This window comes from Actinoalloteichus caeruleus DSM 43889 (assembly GCF_000429185.2).
Lineage (GTDB): Bacteria > Actinomycetota > Actinomycetes > Mycobacteriales > Pseudonocardiaceae > Actinoalloteichus_B > Actinoalloteichus_B caeruleus.
The window spans coordinates 1,581,198-1,601,483 of record NZ_AUBJ02000001.1 but is presented as its reverse complement, the minus strand read 5'-3'; the positions used below and the strand labels follow the sequence as shown (position 1 = coordinate 1,601,483).

Sequence of the window (20,286 nt, the reverse complement as noted above, 5' to 3'; positions counted from 1 at the left end):
CCCACCACGCCGCCGCCGCGACCAGCCGGCGCCGGGTCCGGATGCCGGGGAACTGGTTCCCGGCGGCGGCACCACCCGGCAACTCGCCCACAACGACGAACGGCCCCCTCGCCGAGGCGAGGGGGCCGTCCTGTCAGGGGAACTCCCCGAGCCGGGTCGGTAGCGCGGGGACCGCGCTACCGACCGGGTTCGTTACCGAACGGCGGGAGCCACGTCGATCGTCGCGGCCGTGGCGGCCTCGCCGACGACGACGCACTCCGAACCGTCGACCACCGAGGTGATGGTGGCGGGAGTCAGGGACACCTGGCCGGGCTCGTCCAGGGTGATCTGGGTCTCGCCACCGGTGAACCGGATCGGCTCGTTCGCGGGAGTCTCGACGTTGCTGAGACCCGCCGCGGTGACGCTGCCGGACGCGTCGCCGCCGAGCTCGATGTCGAGCTCCGTGGCGAAGGAACCGGCCGGGGCGTCGAAGGGCACGCCGAGGAGGATGAGGGTGCTCGCCTCCACGGTCACGGTGTCGCCCTGGGTCGCGGTCGCCGGCGCCGTAATGGTGACGTCGATGTCCTCGACCCGGGGGTCGGCCGGGTCGCCGCAGCTGTAGGTCACCCGCGACGTGCCAGCCAGGGAGTTGTCGTCGTTGTCGGCCGCGGCGACGCCGAAACTGGTGGCGAGTCCGGCGGCCACCACAGCGCCGGCGGCGAGCACCGCGGAATTCTTCCGAGATAGCCTCATGGATTTTCTCCTTGATAGTGCGGGGAAATCCTCCGATTCCGGATTTCGTTTCCCCGCGTTTTTCGCCTGCAGGACCACGGTATCGGTGGTGGGTCGCCCTTCCCAACTCCCGAGTTGCCTTCCCACCTGGACCGCCGAATGTCCGTTTGTCATTTTCCGGATGATTCCGGCGGTGTACCGGTGGTGGCCGGTTCCCGTTCGGGGGACCCACCGCGCCCCGTCATCCCCCCTCGCGGACCCCGGCGCAGGACCCGTGGGCGCCCTCGAACACCGTGTCGAGGAAAGTGTCCAGGTCAGGGTCGTCGAACAGGGCTCCGACGTCCACGGTGAGCCCTAGTTCGTCCTCGATCCGAGCGGTGATCCGCACCGCGGAGATCGACTGGCCCTGGAGCTCGAAGAACGTCAGGTCGCTCCGGCCCGGAGGCATCTCCAGGACCGTGGACCAAATTCTCGTCACCGTTTCCCTGATGGTGGACCGGGACGGGGCTGGCGGTACCGCGGCATCCGACATGGTGGCGTCTCCCTTGTTTCGGTGGTGGTGGGGTGTGTCGTGTCCCCCAAGGAATGGAGACCGAAGCGCCAGTGTCCTCCGAAGTGGGTCGTCCGGGCATCCGCGCACGTGCCCTGCGCGCAGGTGCCCGTGGGGCCAGAAAAGCGGAGCAATTCACGAGAAGCGTTTTCTTCGCGGCGCGTGTGACGATTCCGGTCGTGATCGGAGTGACGAGATGACCGAGATCGACCCGCCGTCCGGCCTCGCGCCGTCGACGGCGGGGCGCCACCGCGCCCGGGCCTGCCTCCCGGTCCACGAGGAGGTGCGCGCCCGGGCGCGGAGCGCGCCCCGGGCGCGGGCGGTCCTCGGGGACTCCCATGTCCTCACCTACCAGCAGTTGGACGAGGCGGCCGACGACCTCGCCGACCGCCTCCGGGACGTCGGGGTGGTCGAGGGAGCGGCCGTCGCCGTGCGGATGCCCGGCGGAGCCGCGCAGGCCGTCGCCTCGCTCGGGGCGCTGCGGGCCGGCGGCCACCTGGTCTGGCTCGGGGTCGGCGAACTGGGGACCCGGGGCCGCCACGTGCTCACCCAGACCGATCCGGTGTGCCTGCTGCGCACGACGTCGGCGCCCGGCGAACCGGACGAGCTGGTCCGGTGGTACCGCGAAGAGCTGGGGAGACCCGTGCTGGACGTCCACCCGCCTCGGGGACGCTCCGGGAGCAGGGACCCGGGGCCGACCCGCCGGGGACGGGACGTGCCCCTCGACCTGACCGCCTACGTGGCCCACACCTCCGGGTCGACGGGGGTGCCCAAGGGCGTGGCCCAGGACCACCGGTCGCTGCTGGAGATCGCGAACTGGCTGGTCGAGGAGTTCGACCTGGGCCCGGGGTCCCGAGTAGCCCAGTGGGCCGCTCCCGACCACGACCCGAGCCTGTGCGAGACCTTCGCCGCGCTGATCGCCGGTGCCACGCTCTGCCCGGTCCCCCCGTCCGTCCGGGTCGACCCCGAACGGCTCCTCGACTGGCTCACCGTCCGGCGGGTCACCTTCCTCCAGACCGTGCCCAGCGTGGCGCGGGAACTCCTCCGGCTGATCACCCGCCACGGCCGGCGCCCACCCCCGACGCTGCGCGCGTTGCTGCTGATGGGCGAGGCCCTGCCGGGGAACCTGGCGCGGGAACTGCGCGCGGTGCTGCCCACCACGCGGTTGGCCAACGTGTACGGCCCCACCGAGACCATCGCGGCCACCTGGCACGAGGTCACCGGGAACGAGGGCCAGCGCGTGCCCATCGGACGTCCGATCCCCGGCCGGGAGGTCCTCGTCGTGGACGAGCAGGACCTGCCGTGCCCGGTGGGCGTCGCCGGCGAGATCGTCGTGCGGGGGCGGTGCGTCGCCAAGGGCTACCTCGGGGACGAGGGCGCCTCGGCCGCGTTCGCGCCCCTCGCCGGCACCGACGCCGCCCCGCCGACCACCCGGTGCTACCGCACCGGCGACCGGGGACGACGGCGGCCCGACGGCCTCCTCGAGTTCCTCGGCCGCCGCGACGACCAGGTCAAGGTGGCCGGAGTGCGCGTCGAACCCGCCGAGCTGGAGGCGGACCTGGCCAGCCACGAATCGGTACTGGAGTGCGCGGTCGTGCCCGCCGTGGACGCCGACGGGCTCGTGGGCCGGCTGGTCGCCCACGTCGTCACGGGCCCGGCCGGAGCGGAGGCGACGTCCGAGGGCACCCCTGCCGTCTGGCGGGCGCACCTGCGCCGGGTGCGCGTCGGGCCCACCGGGCCGCTCGAGTTCGTCACCCGCGCCGGACCCCTCCCCCGCACGGTGGCGGGCAAGGTCGACCGGCGGGCGCTGATCGCCGCCGGCCCCACCGCCCCACCGGGACCCACCACCGAGCCCCCACCGGACCAGGCCGAGGGGCACGTCCTCGCGGTCGTCTCAGACGTGCTCGGCGTCCCCCGCGTCGAACCGGACGTCTCCTTCTTCGCCCAGGGCGGGAGTCCCCCGCTCCTGCTGCGCGTCCTCGTCGGAGTCCGGGGCCGGTTCGACGTCGAGGTGACCCTCCAGGACCTCCTCGCCAACCCGACCCCCGCCGGCATGGCCGCGTTGGTCGGGGCGGCCGTCCGGAATCGACCACAACCGGGTCCGTCAGCGGGCTGAGCCGCGACGCCACGAGAAGGAGCGAGAGTTGACACAGCAGGAGAGCCCACGCCCGGTCGTGTTCGACGGCGAGAGCCTGGACATCCCCGACGTGGTCCGCGTGGCGGAGGGGATCACCCCGTGCTCGGTCGCCCCGTCCGCCCTGGAGAAGGTGGCGCGGTCACGGGAGCTGTTCGAGGACATCGTCCACGACGGCACCCCGGTGTACGGGGTCACCACCGGGTTCGGCGAGATGATCTACATGCTCGTCGGGCCGGACCACGAGGTGGAACTCCAGACCAACCTGGTCCGCAGCCACAGCGCCGGGGTGGGGCCGCTCTTCGCCGAGGACGAGACCAGGGCCGTCCTCGCCGCGCGGCTGAACGCGTTGGCCAAGGGGCACTCGGCGGTGCGCCCCGAGGTACTGGAACGGCTGGCCCTGTACCTCAACCTCGGGCTGACCCCCGCCGTCCCCGAGATCGGCTCGTTGGGTGCCAGTGGTGACCTCGCCCCGCTGTCCCACATCGCCGCCACCCTCATCGGGGAGGGCTACCTGCTGCGGGACGGCGCCGCCGTCCCGACCGGCCCGGTGCTGCGGGAACGGGGCATCCAACCGCTCGAACTGCGGTTCAAGGAAGGCCTGGCGCTGATCAACGGGACCTCCGCGATGACCGGTCTCGGCTCCCTGGTCGTCGACCGCGCCCTGACCCAGGTCCGGCAGGCGGAGATCGTCTCCGCGCTGCTGACCGAGGCGCTGCGCGGGTCGACCAGCCCGTTCCTCGCCGAGGGGCACGAGGTGGCGCGGCCCCACCCCGGGCAGGTCGACACCGCCGCGAACATGCGGGCGCTGCTGGCGGGCAGCGGCCGCACCGTGGAACACGCGGTGCTGCGCGACCAGGTGCGGGACGCCGGAGAGGGCGACAGCGGGGTGCGGCGCACCCAGCTGTACCTCCAGAAGGCCTACTCGATGCGCGCGACACCGCAGGTGCTCGGCGCGGTGCGCGACGTGCTCTCGCACGCCCAGGGCAAGCTCCGGATCGAACTGAACTCCGCCAACGACAACCCCCTGTTCTTCGAGGACCGGGAGGTCTTCCACGGGGCCAACTTCCACGGCCAGCCCATCGCCTTCGCGATGGACTTCGTCACCATCGGCCTCACCCAGCTCGGTGTGCTCGCCGAGCGGCAGCTCAACCGGGCGCTCAACCGCCACCTGAGCTACGGGCTCCCCGAGTTCCTCGTCGCGGGGGACCCGGGGCTGAACAGCGGGTTCGCGGGCGCCCAGTACCCGGCCACCGCCCTGGTCGCGGAGAACCGCACCATCGGCCCCGCCAGCACCCAGAGCGTTCCCTCCAACGGGGACAACCAGGACATCGTCAGCATGGGCCTGATCTCGGCGCGCAACGCCCGCCGGGTGCTGCGCAACAACGACCGCATCCTCGCCGTGGAGTTCCTCGCCGCGGCGCAGGCCGTCGACCTCGCCGGCGGCCCCGACGAGCTCGGTCCCGCGGCGGCGGCCGCGTACCAGCACGTCAGGGACGTCGTGCCCACCCTGGACCGGGACCGGTACATGGCGGACGACATCGAGCGGACAGCCTCGGCCCTCCAGCACGGCGAGTTCCTCGCCGCGGTGGAGGCCGCCATCGGAGGGCTGCGGTGACACCGAGCGGAATGCCCCGAGACCCGACAAGGAGCAACGGTGAGTGATCCCTACGACGTCGTCGTGGTCGGCGGCGGACCCAGCGGCTCGACGGTCGCGACCCTGGTGGCCCGACAGGGTCACCGCGTCCTCCAGGTGGAGCGGGAACGGTTCCCCCGTTACCAGATCGGGGAGTCCCTGCTCCCCGCCACCGTGCACGGCATCGGGAAACTCCTCGGCGTCACCGAGGAACTGGAGAGGGCCCGGTTCGTGGTGAAGCGCGGCGGCACGTTCCGGTGGGGCCGCAACCCCACGCCCTGGACGTTCTCCTTCGGCGCGTCACCCCGCTTCGCGGGCGACTCCTCCACCGCCTACCAGGTCGAACGGATGCGTTTCGACCAGATCCTGCTGGACAACGCCCGGCGCCACGGGGTGGAGGTCGTCGAGGAGACCACCGTCCACGACGTCGTCGAGGAGGACGGCGGGGTGGTCGGCGTCGTCCTGTCCTCCGCCGACGGCCGCCGCCGGGAGGTGCGGTGCCGGTGGGTGGTCGACGCCTCCGGCAACACCAGCCGCATCCACCAACGCGTGGGCGGCCGTCGACGCTACTCGGAGTTCTTCCGGAACCTGGCGCTGTTCGGCTACTTCGAGGGTGGGCGCCGCATGCCGGCGCCGAACCAGGGCAACATCGTCGCCGCCGCCTTCGACTCGGGGTGGTTCTGGTACATCCCGTTGACCGACGAGCTGACCAGCGTCGGCGCCGTGGTGCTCCCCGAGGCCCTCGACCGGGTGCGGGGCGACCGGGAGGAGGCGCTCACCAGGCTGATCCAGGACTGCCCGATGATCGCCGAGCTGCTGGCCGACGCGCGTCGGGTCACCGAAGGACCCTACGGCGAGATCCGGGTCCGCAAGGACTACTCCTACATCCAGGAACGCTTCTGGCGGCCCGGTCTCGTGCTCACCGGTGACGCCGCCTGCTTCATCGACCCGGTGTTCTCCTCCGGCGTGCACCTGGCCACCTACGGCGCGCTGCTCGCCGCCCGATCCCTGAACACCGTGCTGCGGGGAGACCTGGACGACACCACCGCGTTCGAGGAGTTCGAGACCCGGTACCGCATGGAGTACACCCGGTTCCACGACTTCCTCGTCGGCTTCTACGACATGCACCAGGACGAGGAGTCCTACTTCTGGCGGGCGAAGAAGGTCCTCGGCCGCCAGGCCACCAGCATGGAGTCCTTCGTGGAGCTCGTCGGCGGTGGCGCCTCGGCCGAGCTCGCGCTGGTCACCCCCGAGGCGTACGCGGCCCAGCGGCAGGCCGCCTTCCAGGAGCTGGCCGACATCGTCGACCAGCCCGTGGAGCGGGAGGGCGAGGACCGCGACCTGCTCAGCTCGGCACTGGCCAAGGACGTCGCCCGGGCCGGGGCCCGGATCCAGGTGCACGCGGCGACCGGGGACAACCTCGACGAGACCCGCCCCGTGCGTCCCGGGGGCCTGGTCCCGTCCGCCGACGGCTTCCACTGGGCCCCACCCGTGGGGGCCACCACCGAAGGGAAGGTCTGATCATGGCGCACGACACGTCACGCACCCCGCCGGGCCAGGGGGCGGAACGGGTGCCGCTCACCGCCCAGCAGGAGTTCCTGCGGGCGATGGACCACGGTGACGACAGCGGCCCCTTCGGGCCCTACTACCACATCGTCGGTGGCTGGCGGGTGCACGGCAGGATCGACGTGGAGGTCCTCCGCGCCGCCATGACCGACCTCGTCGCCCGGCACGAGGCGCTGCGCACCTCCATCGTCGTCGAGGGCGACGACGCCCACCAGGCGGTTCGGCCGGCGGCGGAGCCGGAGTTGACGCTGCGGGACCTGCCCGCCGACGGCGACCGGGACCAGACCGCCGAACGGTTCGCCTGCGAGATCGAGGCCGGCCCGTTCCCCGCCACCGAGTACCCCGCCCTGCGGATGGTGCTGGGACGGTTCGACCACCAGGACGGCGTCCTGGTCCTGATCGCCCACCACACCATGGTCGACGGGTGGTCGGCGCAGGTGGTGATGCGGGACCTCGCCGAGTTCTACGCCGCCCGCCGGGGAGACCGGCTCCCCGTGCTGCCGCAGGTGCGGCAGCCCCGCGAGTACGTGGCGTGGCAGCGTGCCCAGGCCGAGGGGCCGTCCACGGCTCGGGCCCTGGCGTTCTGGCGGGAGAACCTGCGGGGGGCGCGGATGACGGCCATCCCCACCGACCGGCCCCGCCCGAGCGAGGGCGAGTTCCGCACCGGCTGGCACCGCTTCGTCCTCGACGAGCGGTACGGGCGGGCCGTCGACCTCGTCGCCCGGCGGACCCGCTCCTCACCGTTCATGGTGTACCTCGCCGCCTACCTCACCTATCTGCGGGACCGCACCGGGAGCAGCGATCTCGTCGTCCCCACCTTCACGCCCGGCCGCAGCCCGGGGTGGATCCAGGACACCGTCGGCAGCTTCTACAACTTCCTGCCGCTGCGCGTCGACATCGGCGGCGGCGACCTGGCCTCGGTGATCGAACGCACGCGAACCGCCTGCCTGGCCGCCTACGACCACGAGATCCCCTTCCTCCAGCTCTCGGCGGCGGCCCCCGACCTGATGGACCCGGTGCAGGACCCCGGGGGAGCGGCGGCGGTCTTCCAGGTGGTGCAGTCGCCGTTCATCATGAGTGAGCGGACGGCGGGAGACGTGACGTTCAGCGCGATCCGGAGCCGCACCCTGTCCGCGGCCGAGGGATCCCAACTGCCGGACGGCCTGCTCTGGTCCCTGGAACCGAGACCTGACGGCGTCGTGTACGGCAAGGTCGGCTACACCACGAACATGTTCGACGAGGACTCGGTGGTCGCCCAGGTCCGGGACCTCACCTCGGTGCTCCGCGACTCGGTCGTCGCCTCCGCCGCCGAGTAGTGCCCCGCGCCCCGCGCGGCGGAGGCCGGTTCTCGAGCCCGCCGCGCCGCCCCCGGTGCCGGGACCGTCGAGGAGACGGTCCCGGCACCTCACCGGCGTCTCAGGGACCCAGCAGGTCACGTCCCGCCCGCCGCAGGTCCTCGAAGGACTCCAGGTCCGGCGCGCGCCAACCGCCGAGGTCGTACTCGTCGAGGCACTGGTCCACGAACGCCCGGTAACCGTCCACCGTGCCGTCGGCGAGCTGCGCGGACAGCAGCTCGATCCGGGTGTTCTCGTGGCTGCCGGCGTAGTTGCGCTCGTACAGTTCGTGCCGACCGGCGAACTCCGAGCCGACGGCGTCCCACAGCAGCTTCATGACCTTGACCCGTTCGGTCGCCTCGACCCCACCCGACCCCCGCAGGTACCTGTCGAGGTCACCGCGGATGCGGGGGTCGTCGAAGTCCTCGACGCCCGAGTTGACGTAGATCAACCCGCTGGCGACGTCCTGGAGGACGATCTCGCGGACCCTCGGGTACCCGAGCTGCATGAACCACCGGTAGGCCATCCCGTACTGGGGGTTGGGCAGCAGGGCACCGCCCTTCCAGGGCACCGGGTTGCGGGCGGCGGCGTCGGACAGGCCCCAGAACAGGTTCCGCCAGGCGAGGACCTCCCCGAGGCGGGCGCGCACGCCTCGGAAGTCGGCCGTGCCGGTGATCTCCAGCGCCTTGGCGAGCAGGCCCGCGATGAACTCCAACTTCACCGCGAGCCGGGTGCAGCCGTGGAACATGAAGCGTTCCGGGAACCCCGACCGCGCGGTGAACAGCGTCGCCCTGCCCAGGTCGCCGTAGACGAACACGTTCTCCCAGGGGATGAGGACCCGGTCGAACACCAGGACGCTGTCGTTCTCGTCCAACCGGGACGACAGGGGGTAGTCGAAGGGGCTCCCCATCACCGAGGCCGTCGCCGAGTAGGAGGGGCGGCAGATCAACCGGACACCGGGGGAGTTGGTCGGCACCGCCGCCACCAGGGCGTACTCCCGTTTCCGGATCGGCAGGCCGTAGTGCGCGACGAAGACGTGGTGGGTGAGCGCCGAGGCCGTGGCGACGACCTTCGCCCCGCTGACGACGAGCCCCGCGTCCGTCTCCCGCTCCACGTGCACGTACACGTCGCCCACCTCCTCCGGCGGGCGGTCCCGGTCCACCGGCGGGTGCACGATCGCGTGGCTGAAGTACAGGACCTTCTCCTGCGCCCGCCGGTACCAGGCGCGGGCGTTGTCCGCGTACGGGCCGTAGTAGTCGGCGTTCGCGCCGAGGGTCCCCAGGAACGACGCCTTGTAGTCCGGCCCCCGCCCGAGCCACCCGTAGCCGATCCGCGCCCACTCCGCGATCGCCCGCTGGTCGGCCACCAGGTCGTCGACCGTGCGGGGCGCCCGGAAGAAGCGGTGCGTGTAACCGTCGCCGCCGCTGTCGGTCGGCGCGGTGAGCACGTCACGGCGTTCCGGGTCGTGCAGGGAGTCGTAGAGGCGAGCGGTCATCCGGACCGGGTTGCGGAAGGCCGGATGCCGGGTGACGTCCTCGATCCGCGTGCCGTGCAGGAAGACCTGCCGGTCGTCCCGCAGGCTCTCGACGTACTCGTCCCCGGTCATCGGCCGGGTGCCACGGTCGCGGTCGGGGGGTGGCGCCGCCCCACCCGCACGAGAATCCTGGCCTGTGCTCATGGATGACGCCCCCGTCGTGTCGGTGGTGGACTGGGCCGGAACCCACGATCACGGCGCCGTCCTGGGCTGACAAGCGTTCCCCGGCGATGCCGCACGCAGCGACATGCCGACCGGGTGGGCACCCCGGGACGTGCCCCGTCCGCACCCTCGCCCCCGGTCGGCGGAACACCGTGGTGGAGGGGTGTGGGCGCGCCCCACCCGCCCCGGCCGGGGCCGGGAGGAGCCCCGCACGCCGGGAGATGCGGCCCGGAGCGCGACGCCACGACGATGAGGGCGGGACGGACCCGCCATGCCCGGAGTCCGGCGGGAGGAGACGCGGTCCCGCGAGTTCCCGCGCCGTGGCCGACATCCGATCGAGGGGTACCCATGAACGATTCCGCAGCCAGCGCCGACGGACCGCCGTCGTTCCCGATCAGCCGCCCGGCGACCTGCCCGTACCGGCCCTCCACCCGGCACACCCGGCTCGGCGAGTCGGGACCGATGACGAAGGTCCGGCTCTACAACGGCAGGGACGCGTGGTTGGTGACCGGCGCCGCGCAGGCCCGCGCCGTCCTCTCCGACTACCGACGCGTGTCGATCCGCCCCCAGCACGGGAACTACCCGCTGCTCAACGAGGAGTTCGAGAAGGTCGTCGACAGCGGCTACGCCGACGTGCTGTTCGGCGTCGACCCACCCGAGCACACCCGGCAACGCCAGACGATCATGCCGAGTTTCACGATGCGGCGCACCGCCGAGCTGCGGGACGACATCCAGCGGATCGTCGACGACAGCCTCGACGACCTGGTGCGCTCCGGGAAACCGGCGGACCTGGTGACCCGGTTCGCCCAGCCCGTGCCGTCGATGGTGATGAGCCTGGTCCTCGGGGTGCCCTACGAGGACCACGAGGAGTTCGAGACGCCCGCCCACAAGCTGTTCGTCCCGGAACTGGCCGACGAGGCGACCACCGAGCTGATGGCCTACCTCGACCGCCTCATCGCCAGGAAGGAACGGGACCCGGGGGCCGGCGCCACCGGGCTGATCGACGACCTGATCGTCGACCAGCTCCACCCGGGGAAGATGAGCCGGGACGAGCTGGCCCACATCGCGATGTCGATGCTCGTCGCCGGCACCGACACCACGACGAACGTCATCTCCCTCGGAACCCTGGCGCTGCTCGACCACCCCGAGCAGTGGCAGGCGCTGCGGGACGACCTCGACCTGGTCCCGGCCGCCGTCGAGGAGATCCTGCGCTACGTGTCGCTCGTGGAGGTCTTCGCCCGCGTCGCCGTGGAGGACATCGAGCTGGATGGCGGTGTCATCAGGGCCGGTGAGGGGATCCTGGTGAGCTGCGCCGGGGTGAACTTCGACCCCCGGTTCACCGATTCGCCCGACGCCTTCGACATCCGCCGGCCCCCTCGGCCGTCGTTCTCCTTCAGCCACGGCATCCACCGCTGCCCCGGCGACAACCTCGCCCGCCTCGAACTGGAGATCGCCTTCCGCCGCCTCGTCGAACGGTTCCCGGACCTGCGGTCCGCCGTGCCCACCGAGGAACTGCCCAGCAACAACACCGACGGCACGCTGCAACGCCTCTACGAACTCCCGGTGACCTGGTGACAGCCGCCCGAGGTACCACCGCGACCACGAAGGGAACGACCACGATGACAGCTCCGCACAGCCAGGGCTCCCCGACGGACGGGGTCCTGGCCCGCCGCGGCGTCGCCTACGACACCGGAACGAACTTCGAGACGGGGCAGGGCCCGCTGTCACGTGACGTGTGGAGCTCCACGCGGATGCTCGAGGAGATCAGCCTGATCACGGACCAGCTGAACGCCAACTCGGTCACCGTGTACGGCAGCGACCCCCGGCGCCTGGAGATCACGGCCACCGCCGTCGCCGAACGCGGGCTGCACGTCCGGCTCCAACCCCGGTTGGTGGACCGCCCCCGCACCGAGGTCCTCGAACACCTCGTCACCGCGGCCCGGATCGCCGAGCGGCTCCGCGTGGACGGCGCCGACATCGACATGACGGTGGGCGCGGTCCACCTGCTCTTCACCCCGGGGCTGCTCGACGAGGGGCAGTACCACGAGCGGATGGCGAACATCTACGCCGACGCGCAGCACCACCTGCTGGTCCCCACCCGGACCGTGGACGTCGCCGCCGCGGCGCCCCGGCTGAACGCCTTCCTCGACGACGCGCAGAACCTGGTCCGGGGTGTCTTCGGGGGTGACGTCGGCTACGCGGCGGCGCCGTTCGAGGACGTCGACTGGGACCTCTTCGACTTCGTCGCCCTCATGTACCAGTACCTGCCCGCGGCGCGCACCGCCGAGGAGCACCTTGACCTGCTGGCCTCCTACCGGGAGACGGGACTGCCGGTGGACGTCGCCGAGTACGGCACGGCCACCTACCGGGGAGCGGAGGACAAGGCGTTCTTCTTCTGGGACGTCGTCGACCGGGAGGGCCCGGTGCCCACGATCCTGGACGGGTACACGCGGGACGAGGGCGCGCAGGCGGACTACCACCTGCGGATGCTCGACGTGTTCGAGCGGGCCGAGGTCAGGGGCGCCACCATCTCCGAGTTCATCCACCCCACCCACCCCCACTCCGACGACCCGGCGCTGGACCTGGACATGGCGAGCATGGCCCTGGTCAAGACCATCCGGGACGACATCACCAAGCACGGTTCGCCCTACCGCGTGGAACCCAAGGAGGCCTTCCACGCCGTCGCCGACCACTACGCCCACCTGGGTTTCCAACGGCGGGTCCGCCGCTGACGCGGGAGGTCCGGGGCGCGCGCCGGGGCCGACGACGTTCCCGCCGGGGACGACGTCGGCCCCACCGCCGTGCCCGACCCGCGGCGGCACGGCGCGTGGACCGGGTGGGGACCGGGGGCGGTGGGGCGAGGCCGGGCCTGGTCGCGGTACCAGGGGGAGCGGGACGAGGTGGGACGTCGTGCCGTCCGGGGCGAGGGGGACGGGACGGCGGCCGAGCGGGACGGCGAACACGGGAACGGGACCGGTGAGGACCGCCGGGTGTGGGCGAGCGGCGGGCGGCACGGTCGGGGCGGGGCGCACCAGCCTCAGCGGCGGCGGGCGATCGTCAGACCGTCGGCCACCGGCAGCATCACCGTCTCCAGCCTGTCGTCCTCCGCCAGGGACGCGTTGGCCGAGCGCACCGCCTCGGCGCACCGGCGGGGCAGGCCCGGTTCCGCCCGTTCCGGGGCCACCGCCCACCCCTCCATCAGCACGTTGTCCACGACCAGCAGGCCCCCGGGTCGCAGCAGGGGGACCGCGGCCCGGCAGTAGGCCGGGTAGTTCATCTTGTCGGCGTCCACGAACACCAGGTCCACCGGCGGCCCCTGCGCGAGCTCCCGCAGCACCCGTGCCCCGGACGACCGCCGGAACAGCACCCGGTCGGCCACCCCGGCCAGCCGCCAGTGCTCCCGGGCGAGCCCCACCCACCGGTCGGACACGTCGCAGGTGGTCACCTGGCCGCCCTCGGCCACCCCGAGGGCGAGCGACAACGCGGACAGCCCGGTGAAGGTGCCCAGGTCGACGACGTTCCGCGCTGACAGGGTCCTGGCCAACAGGGTCAGCAGCGCCGCCTGTTCGAGGGGCACGGCCATGCCCGCCGCCTCCCCGAGGGCTGCGGTCCGCGCGGCGAGGGACCGCAGCGCGGGAACCGGTGTGGTGCTCGACCGGGCCAGGTAGTCGCCGGTGGCCCGGTCGACGAGGAAGTGCTTGGGGTCGTTCCCGTGGCGCATCTCGTTCCTCCCACCTCGTTCCGGGGGTGACGACGGGGCCGCGGCCGGCCCGCCGGGACCTCAGCCAGCCCCGGTGTCCGACTGGGCCAACCACCAGGGGGTGTCCCGGGCCCAGGCCACCGTCCGCGCGATGCCCTCGTCCAACGGGGTGTCGGGGCTCCACCCCAACAGCGTGCGGGCCTTGGTGTTGTCCGGCACCCGCCGCGGCAGGTCCTCGTAGGCCGAGCCGAGGTGCCGGGTCGTGTCCACCTCGGTCCACGATCCGCCGGTGGCCTCGGCGATCAGCGACACCACCTCGCGGATGCTGGTCTCGCGCATGCTGCCGACGTTGAACGTCTCACCGACCGCCCTCGGGCTGCGCGCGGCCAGCACGGTGCCCTCCACGACGTCGTCGACGTGGGTGAAGCACCGGGTCTGCGCGCCCCGGTCGTAGACGACCATCTCCTCGCCGTTGAGCGCGCGGTGGATCGACCGGCTGACCACGTAGGCCGGTCGCTGGCGGGCGCCGTACACGTTGAAGTAGCGGACGACGGTGGTCGGCAGCGCGTGTTCCCTCGCGAAGGCGAAGGTCAGGTGTTCCATCAACGCCTTGCTCGACGAGTAGGCCCACCGGTCGGCGGAGGTCGGCCCCAACACCCGGTCGGCGTCCTCGCTCCAGGGCACGGCCGGGTTCTTCCCGAACACCTCGCTCGTGCTGGCCACCACGACCCTGGCCCGGCACCGGTGCGCCAGGTCGAGGACGTTGCGGGTCCCCTGGAGGTTCACGTCGATGACCTCCAGCGGGCGGGCCAGGTACTGGTCCACGCCGACGACGGCCGCCAGGTGGTACACGACGTCGAACCTCGCGGGCACCGAGGCCAGGGCGGTCCGGTCGAGGACGTCGTGCGGCAGGTGCTCCACGTCGCTCCGGTGGCCCCCCGCCCCGCCGGGCGGTGCCACGTCGAGCACGGTCACCTCGTCGCCGTCCGCGACGAGTCGGTCGACGAGATGGCCGCCGACGAAGCCGTTGCCGCCGGTCACCAGTGCGCGGGCCATCGGGTTCCTCCGGTTTCCTGGACGGGGAAACGCCCCCGGTGCGGGGGCAAAGCTGGGAGATCGGTCGGGCTGGGTCGGGGGGCGGTGCCCGTGCGAGCACCGCCCCCGCATCCGGTCGGCGAGCGGGTCGAGGCCCGTCAGGAACCGACCCGTTCGCGCATGGCCGCGGCGACGGTGTCCGCGGTGGTGTCCGCGCCGCCCTCGTGCACCCAGATGAAGACGTCGTCGGTCAACACCATGGAGTCCTGCGAGTCGCACGGCCCCTCGGTGCACTGCCAGGATTCCCGGATGGTCCTGACCAGCTCGTTCTCCTCGTCGTGGAAGGAGATGGACTGGGTGATGCCCAGGGTCTGGGCGTCGGGGACCTCGGCGACCTCCCGCTCGGAGAACGACAGGGTGCTGGAGACGATCTCGCCGCCCCCCGTCGCGCTGGGCGGCCAGCCCTGCATCGTCTGGAAACCCTCACCGCAGCCCTCGACGCGCATCCGGATCAGGTCCAGCACGTTCTCGTCCGGGGCCTCGGCGACGAAGGCCATGAACAGGGCGCCGTCGGCGCGGTTGCCGAACTGGTACCAGCCGTCCAGCTCCTCCAGACCACCGATGACGGAGAAGTAGCTGACGCAGCGCGGCATGACCACGATGCCGGAAGGCTCGCCGGTCCCCGGCATCATCCGGGCGGTGGCCTCCCGCAGCGGCATCTCCGCGTGGATCTGGCTGCCCTCCGGGTGTTCCTCCACCGGAAGCAGGACGGACTGGAGGTCGGCCGGCCCGGCCGGCGCGACGGTCTCGGAGGCCGTCTCCTGGGCGGCCTCCGAGACCACCGGATCCGTGCTCGACTCGGGGCTGCACCCCGCGACCACGATCGCGGCCGCGGCGGTCGCCGCGAGCACGGTCCTCGTCCTGGTTCGGCTTCGCATGGTCATGGCTCCATTCGTGGGTTCGTCAGCTGGTGTGGTGGGGCTGGTCGCGGGGCGCGGCGCGGGTGCGGGCCCCGGTACGCCTGGCCAGAGCTCCTCGGGCGCGGCGACGGGCTGCGGTCGGGGTCGCGGTCAGCCGGCGTCGAACCGCACGGGCAGGGCCGTCAACCGGTGCAGGTTGTACGTGGGCCGCCACCTCAGGTCCGCGACGTCGACGGCGAGCCGGAGGCCGGGCAGGCGCCGCAACATCGTCGTGACGGCGATCTCCCCCTCGATCCTGGCGAGGGGAGCACCCAGGCAGTAGTGGATGCCGTGGCTGAAACCGAGCACCCGTCCACCGGTCTCCCGCGCGGTGTCGAGGCGGCGCGGGTCGGGGAACACCGAGGGGTCGTGGTTGGCGGCCGCCACCGAGATCACGACGTGCTCGCCGGCCCGCACCCGGACACCCGCGAGCTCCAGGTCCTGCCGCGCGAAGTGGTAGGTGATGCTGGAGACCGGGCTGTCGAAGCGCAGCAGCTCCTCGAGCGCGGCGGGCACCAGCCCGGGATCCGCCCGCAGCCGGTCCAGGTCGTCGGGATGGCGGAGCAGGGTGAGCATCCCGTTGGCGATCAGGTTCACCGTCGTCTCGAACCCGGCGCTCAGCAGGAGCATCGAGTTCGACCGGACCTCGACGTCGCTGAGGCGGTCGTCCCGCTCCTGCGCGAGCACCATCGCCGACACCAGGTCGTCGCCGGGGCGCGCGCGCCGGTCCTCCACGAGCCCGCCGAGGTAGGTGTCCAGCCAGCGGCCCGCGGTGATGATGTCCTCGTAGGACGACGAGGAGTTGATGCCGGTGAGGACCTCGGCGTGTTGCTCGAACTCCCCCCGGTCCTCCCGGGGGATGCCCAACATCTCGCAGATGACGGCGATCGGGAGGGGCAGCGCCACCGCCTCGACCAGGTCGGTGGAACCCCGGTCGGCGACGGCGTCGAGGAGGGAGTCGGTGATCTCCTGGACGCGGGGACGCATGGCCTCCACCCGGCGCCGGGTGAACGCCTTCGACACCAACCGCCGAAGCCGCTCGTGATCCGGCGGATCGGCGAAGAGCATGTGCCGCGAGAGCGGGAAGTCCTCGCCCCCCATCGGGTGGTACGGGTGCAGTTCCGGCGCGGCGGCCCCGATCCCCCGGACCAGGCGGGGGTCGGACAACGCGTCCCTGGCCGCCTGGTTCCCCGTGACGAGCACGGTCGGCATCCCGTCGGGGAGCGTGACCCGGTGCACCGGGCCCCGGTGCCCCAGCCGGGCGAACAGGGCCTCGGGGTCGGCGAACACCTCGACGGGGAGCGCTACCGCGTCCTCATATCCACGCATGACGGCTCAGCTCTTCCTCTCGGTCCTCGCTCGTGACCCACGGGCCCTGGGCGGTTCCTCGTCAGTGGTCCCGGACTCCCACGCGAATCCACCGGAATCGACGTCCGGGGAACCACCGGGAAAGGGAGATCCGGTTCAGGGGAATTCGGGGTGGGTCCGCCGAAATGGTGCGGACCACCGGGATCGAGTGGTGACCGTGAACCGGCCCGCCCCGATCACCACGCCCAACCTAGCAATCGACGCGCGTCCTCGGTTCTTCCTGCGTGCGGGGAGCGAATCGCCGAAACCCGAGGCCAGGGACCGGGAAGCGGGCTCCCCGCGTGGCGGGACCGCGCGCGGAACCGTTCGCGACGCGGCCCCGAACACCATTCCGGCCCAGCGGGCCGGAGCGCATTCTGGAAGGTGCGGTCGGTCTCCTCGCCGCGAACCATGATGAGCGCGATTTCGACTGGCCGACAGCAGTGGCGGACCGTTTTCCGTCGGCGACCGCCGCCCGACGCCGTTCGCGGCCCGCCGTCGCCGGGCGGGGCCGACACGTTCCGGAGGAGACCCCATGCGAGTGCTGTTCATCGTCTACCCGTCGCACGCCCACTTCTGGCCGGCCGTGCCGCTCGCCTGGGGGCTCCAGAGCGCGGGCCACGAGGTCCGGGTGGCCACCCACGCGCGGTTCGAGGGATCGGTCACGGCCGCCGGGCTCACCCCGGTCGGGCTCGGCGACGCCTCCGTCGACGAGGCGCGGACGCGGCCCGACGCGCGGGCACCCGCCCACCCCGAGGAGGTCCTCCGGTACGCCGACGCCCTCGGGCTCGACGAGCAGGGCCGCGAACACTGGATCGCCTACTACCAGTGGTTGCTGAACCCGATCTCCGACTACATCCGCACGGACCTGCCCTACGCCGACGAACTCATCGACTTCGCACGCCAGTGGAAGCCGGACCTGGTGATCTGGGACCCGACCTTCGCCTGCGGGCCGTTCGCGGCCCGCGCGTGCGGCGCGGCCCACGCCCGGATGCTGATCGGCCCGGACATCCTGGCCTGGAGCCTCGACCGGCTGGCCGAGCGCGGGACCGAACTCCTCGCGGCGGGGCTCTCCCCGAACCCGCAGGTCGAGCTCATGACCCCGTTGGCGGAGAAGTACGGCATGGAGATCGACGACGAGCTCCTGTACGGCCAGTGGAGCATGGACCCGATGCCGCCGGGCATGGTGCTGCCGACCAGCACCACGACGCTGGCCATGCGCTACGTGCCCTACAACGGGGCGGAGGCCTTCCCCCGTTGGTTGACCGACCGGCCGGAGCGGCCGAGGGTGGCGCTGTCCCTCGGCGAGTCCACCCGCCGGTTCATCAAGGGGGACTGGGGGCGGACCCCGATGATCCTGGAGGCCGTCGCGGACCTCGACGTCGAGCTGGTCGCGACCCTCAACGAGCCGCAGTTGGAGGGCGTCGATCGGATTCCCGACAACGTCCGCGTCATCGAGTGGGTGCCGCTGACCCACCTGATGCCCACCTGCTCGGCGTTGATCCACCACGGTGGCATCGGCACCTTCGCCGCGCCCGCCGCCATGAGGGTTCCGCAGATCGTCTGCGACACCGGCGAGACCCTGATGATGCGCCCGGTGGAGGTCGATCCCCGGGGCCCCGGGGACGGCACCTACCGCGTCGGTTTCGAGTTCGGCATCAGCGAGGACGTCGTCGAGAAGGTCACCTCGTGGGAACTGCCCGCGAAGAAGCTCGAGGCCACCCTCACCGCCGACTACGTGGTCGCGCGGGGTGCCGGCCTGCGCCTGAACCACCGCACCACCTCCGTCGAGGACATCCGGCGGATGATCACCGCCGTCGTCGAGGACCCCTCCTTCCAGCGGGGCGCCCGCGACGTCCGGGAGTCCTGGTTGGCGATGCCCAGCCCCGCCGACGTGGTGCCCCTGCTGGAGGGGATGACGGCGGAACGCCGCTGACGGCGGTGACACCCGCGGCCCGCCGGCCGCGTCGGTTCCGGCCGTCGGGAGCCACCACCGGCTCCCGGCGGCGACCGGGACGACCAGGAACCCACGTCGAGGAGGAGAGAGCATGCCCGTGTCCGCTGGTGGTCCGCCGTCCACGGCGGGCCGGAGGGAATGGTTGGCGTTGGCGGTGCTGGCGCTGCCCACGATGATGACGATGCTGGACATCGGGGTGTTGTTCCTGGCCCTGCCGGAACTGACCGCGACGCTGTCCGCGAGCGCCAGCCAGCAACTGTGGATCACCGACGCCTACGGTTTCCTCACCGCCGGGTTCCTGGTCACGATGGGCACCCTCGGTGACCGCATCGGACGCCGGCGGCTGCTGCTCGTCGGCGCCGCCGTGTTCGCCGTCGTCTCCGTCGTCGCCGCCTACTCCTCCTCGCCCGAGATGCTCATCGCCTCCCGCGCGGCGCTGGGGGTGGCCGGGGCGACGATCGTGCCCTCCAGCCTCGCCCTGATCATGGTCATGTTCCGCGACGCCCGGCAGCGCGGCATCGCCATCTCGGTGTGGGCGGCCTCCCTGACCGCCGGCGTCGCGCTCGGACCCGTCCTCGGCGGGGTGTTGTTGCAGTGGTTCTGGTGGGGTTCGGTCTTCCTCGTCGCCGTGCCGATCATGCTGCTCCTGCTGGTCACCGGCCGCGCCGTCCTGCCCGAGTTCGCCAACCCCTCGGCGGGCCGGCCGGACGCGGTGAGCGTGCTGTTCTCCCTGGGCGCGTTGCTGCCCTTCATCTACGGGCTCAAGGAGATCGCCCGGCTGGGCTGGCAGCCCGGACCGGTGCTGGCCGTCCTCGTCGGGGCGCTGATGGGCCTGGCGTTCGTCCTCCGCCAGCGGCGGCTGGACGACCCGCTCCTGGACCTGCGCCTGTTCTCCATCAGGGCGGTCAGCGCGGCCCTGCTGATCGGCCTGCTGGTCGCCGGGGTGCAGTCGGGGAGCGGCTTCTTCGTCGCGCAGCACCTCCAGATGGTGGAGGGGTTCTCGCCCCTGGTGGCCGGGCTGTGGGTGCTCGTCCCGACCCTGGCCCTCACGGTCGGGATCTTCGTCAGCCAGGCCGTCAGCGGTCTGCTGCGGCCCGCGCACCTCATCGCGATCGGCACCACCGTCGCCGCCGTCGGCATGCTCGTCCTCACCCAGGTGGGGCCGACGACGGGGCTGCCGGTCCTCATGACCGGGTTCACCGTCGTCTACTTCGGGGTCAGCCCGGTGGGCCCGCTCGTGGCCCGCATCGTGGTGCCCTCGGCGCCACCGGAGAAGGCCGGGTCGGCCTCCTCCCTCCAGTCGACCAGTGGGGAACTCGGTGTCGCCCTGGGCATCGCGCTGCTCGGCAGCGTGGGAGCGGCCGTCTACCGCTCGGGGGTCGCACTGCCGGCCGAGGTCGCCGACACCGGCGCCGGCGCGGTCGCCGGGGAGACCCTCGCTGGCGCGCTCGTCGTCGCCGAGGGCCTGCCAGGTCCGGTCGCGGCGTCACTGGTCGAGTCGGCCCGCGCGGCTTTCGTCGCCGGGCTGAACACCGCGGCGGGCATCTGCGCGGTCGCCTTCGTGGTGCTCACCGGGCTCGCCCTCGTCGCGCTGCGCGACGTCCCGACCCCGAGGGCTCCCGCCCCGTGACCGGCGCGCCGTGGCGGGTGGGACGCCCGCC

15 protein-coding genes are annotated in these 20,286 nt (G+C 72.4%); 8 read left to right on the top strand and 7 right to left on the bottom strand.

Annotation, left to right across the window (positions count from 1 at the left end):
* Window positions 1-192 precede the first annotated feature (192 nt).
* Both G443_RS05420 and G443_RS05415 read right to left on the bottom strand, forming a co-directional pair.
* Window positions 193-732, bottom strand: a complete 540-nt coding sequence (locus G443_RS05420; protein WP_155886245.1) for a hypothetical protein — start codon at window positions 730-732, stop codon at window positions 193-195.
* 220 nt (window positions 733-952) lie between these two features.
* Window positions 953-1,243, bottom strand: coding sequence for a phosphopantetheine-binding protein (locus tag G443_RS05415; RefSeq protein ID WP_051314283.1), 291 nt, complete (start codon window positions 1,241-1,243; stop codon window positions 953-955).
* A 214-nt stretch (window positions 1,244-1,457) separates the two neighbouring features.
* Between G443_RS05415 and G443_RS05410 the strand changes: the two genes are divergently transcribed.
* From G443_RS05410 to G443_RS05395, 4 genes are read left to right on the top strand one after another with little or no spacing between them, the layout of a single operon-like run.
* Window positions 1,458-3,377 carry a non-ribosomal peptide synthetase gene (locus tag G443_RS05410; RefSeq protein WP_051314284.1) on the top strand — a complete coding sequence of 640 codons (1,920 nt, stop codon included), beginning with the start codon at window positions 1,458-1,460 and terminating at the stop codon, window positions 3,375-3,377.
* A 28-nt stretch (window positions 3,378-3,405) separates the two neighbouring features.
* Complete coding sequence (gene cmdF, locus G443_RS05405) at window positions 3,406-5,013, top strand: tyrosine 2,3-aminomutase (protein WP_026420225.1); 1,608 nt, start codon at window positions 3,406-3,408, stop codon at window positions 5,011-5,013.
* A gap of 39 nt (window positions 5,014-5,052) precedes the next feature.
* On the top strand, window positions 5,053-6,552 hold the full coding sequence (locus tag G443_RS05400; protein WP_026420226.1) for an FAD-dependent oxidoreductase: 1,500 nt from the start codon (window positions 5,053-5,055) through the stop codon (window positions 6,550-6,552).
* A gap of 2 nt (window positions 6,553-6,554) precedes the next feature.
* Window positions 6,555-7,913, top strand: a complete 1,359-nt coding sequence (locus tag G443_RS05395; RefSeq protein WP_051314285.1) for a condensation domain-containing protein — start codon at window positions 6,555-6,557, stop codon at window positions 7,911-7,913.
* 100 nt (window positions 7,914-8,013) lie between these two features.
* Here G443_RS05395 and G443_RS05390 read toward each other — a convergent pair whose 3' ends face one another.
* Window positions 8,014-9,537 carry a 4-hydroxyphenylacetate 3-hydroxylase family protein gene (locus G443_RS05390; protein WP_245588930.1) on the bottom strand — a complete coding sequence of 508 codons (1,524 nt, stop codon included), beginning with the start codon at window positions 9,535-9,537 and terminating at the stop codon, window positions 8,014-8,016.
* Between the two features lie 438 nt (window positions 9,538-9,975).
* On the opposite strand from G443_RS05390, the gene G443_RS05385 reads away from it, so the two are divergent.
* The gene (locus G443_RS05385) at window positions 9,976-11,202 is read left to right on the top strand and encodes a cytochrome P450 (RefSeq protein ID WP_026420229.1); all 1,227 of its coding nucleotides are present in this window, start codon (window positions 9,976-9,978) and stop codon (window positions 11,200-11,202) included.
* A 44-nt stretch (window positions 11,203-11,246) separates the two neighbouring features.
* Entirely contained in the window at window positions 11,247-12,359 is a 1,113-nt protein-coding gene (locus G443_RS05380) for a glycoside hydrolase family 113 protein (RefSeq protein WP_051314286.1), read from the top strand.
* Window positions 12,360-12,664: 305 nt separating this feature from the next.
* Here G443_RS05380 and G443_RS05375 read toward each other — a convergent pair whose 3' ends face one another.
* The 4 genes from G443_RS05375 to G443_RS05360 all read right to left on the bottom strand — a co-directional run bounded on the left by G443_RS05375 (window position 12,665) and on the right by G443_RS05360 (window position 16,650).
* A complete protein-coding gene (locus G443_RS05375; RefSeq protein WP_026420230.1) occupies window positions 12,665-13,348 on the bottom strand; it encodes an O-methyltransferase in 684 nt (227 codons plus the stop codon).
* Between the two features lie 60 nt (window positions 13,349-13,408).
* A complete protein-coding gene (locus tag G443_RS05370) occupies window positions 13,409-14,383 on the bottom strand; it encodes an NAD-dependent epimerase/dehydratase family protein (RefSeq protein ID WP_026420231.1) in 975 nt (324 codons plus the stop codon).
* Between the two features lie 137 nt (window positions 14,384-14,520).
* A complete protein-coding gene (locus G443_RS05365; protein ID WP_155886246.1) occupies window positions 14,521-15,300 on the bottom strand; it encodes a hypothetical protein in 780 nt (259 codons plus the stop codon).
* Between the two features lie 132 nt (window positions 15,301-15,432).
* Window positions 15,433-16,650: a cytochrome P450 family protein gene (locus G443_RS05360; protein WP_035292884.1), complete on the bottom strand. Its 1,218-nt coding sequence runs from the start codon at window positions 16,648-16,650 to the stop codon at window positions 15,433-15,435.
* Between the two features lie 553 nt (window positions 16,651-17,203).
* On the opposite strand from G443_RS05360, the gene G443_RS05355 reads away from it, so the two are divergent.
* A complete protein-coding gene (locus G443_RS05355) occupies window positions 17,204-18,604 on the top strand; it encodes a nucleotide disphospho-sugar-binding domain-containing protein (RefSeq protein WP_026420232.1) in 1,401 nt (466 codons plus the stop codon).
* 112 nt (window positions 18,605-18,716) lie between these two features.
* Entirely contained in the window at window positions 18,717-20,255 is a 1,539-nt protein-coding gene (locus G443_RS05350) for an MFS transporter (RefSeq protein ID WP_035292886.1), read from the top strand.
* The last annotated feature ends 31 nt before the right edge of the window (window positions 20,256-20,286 follow it).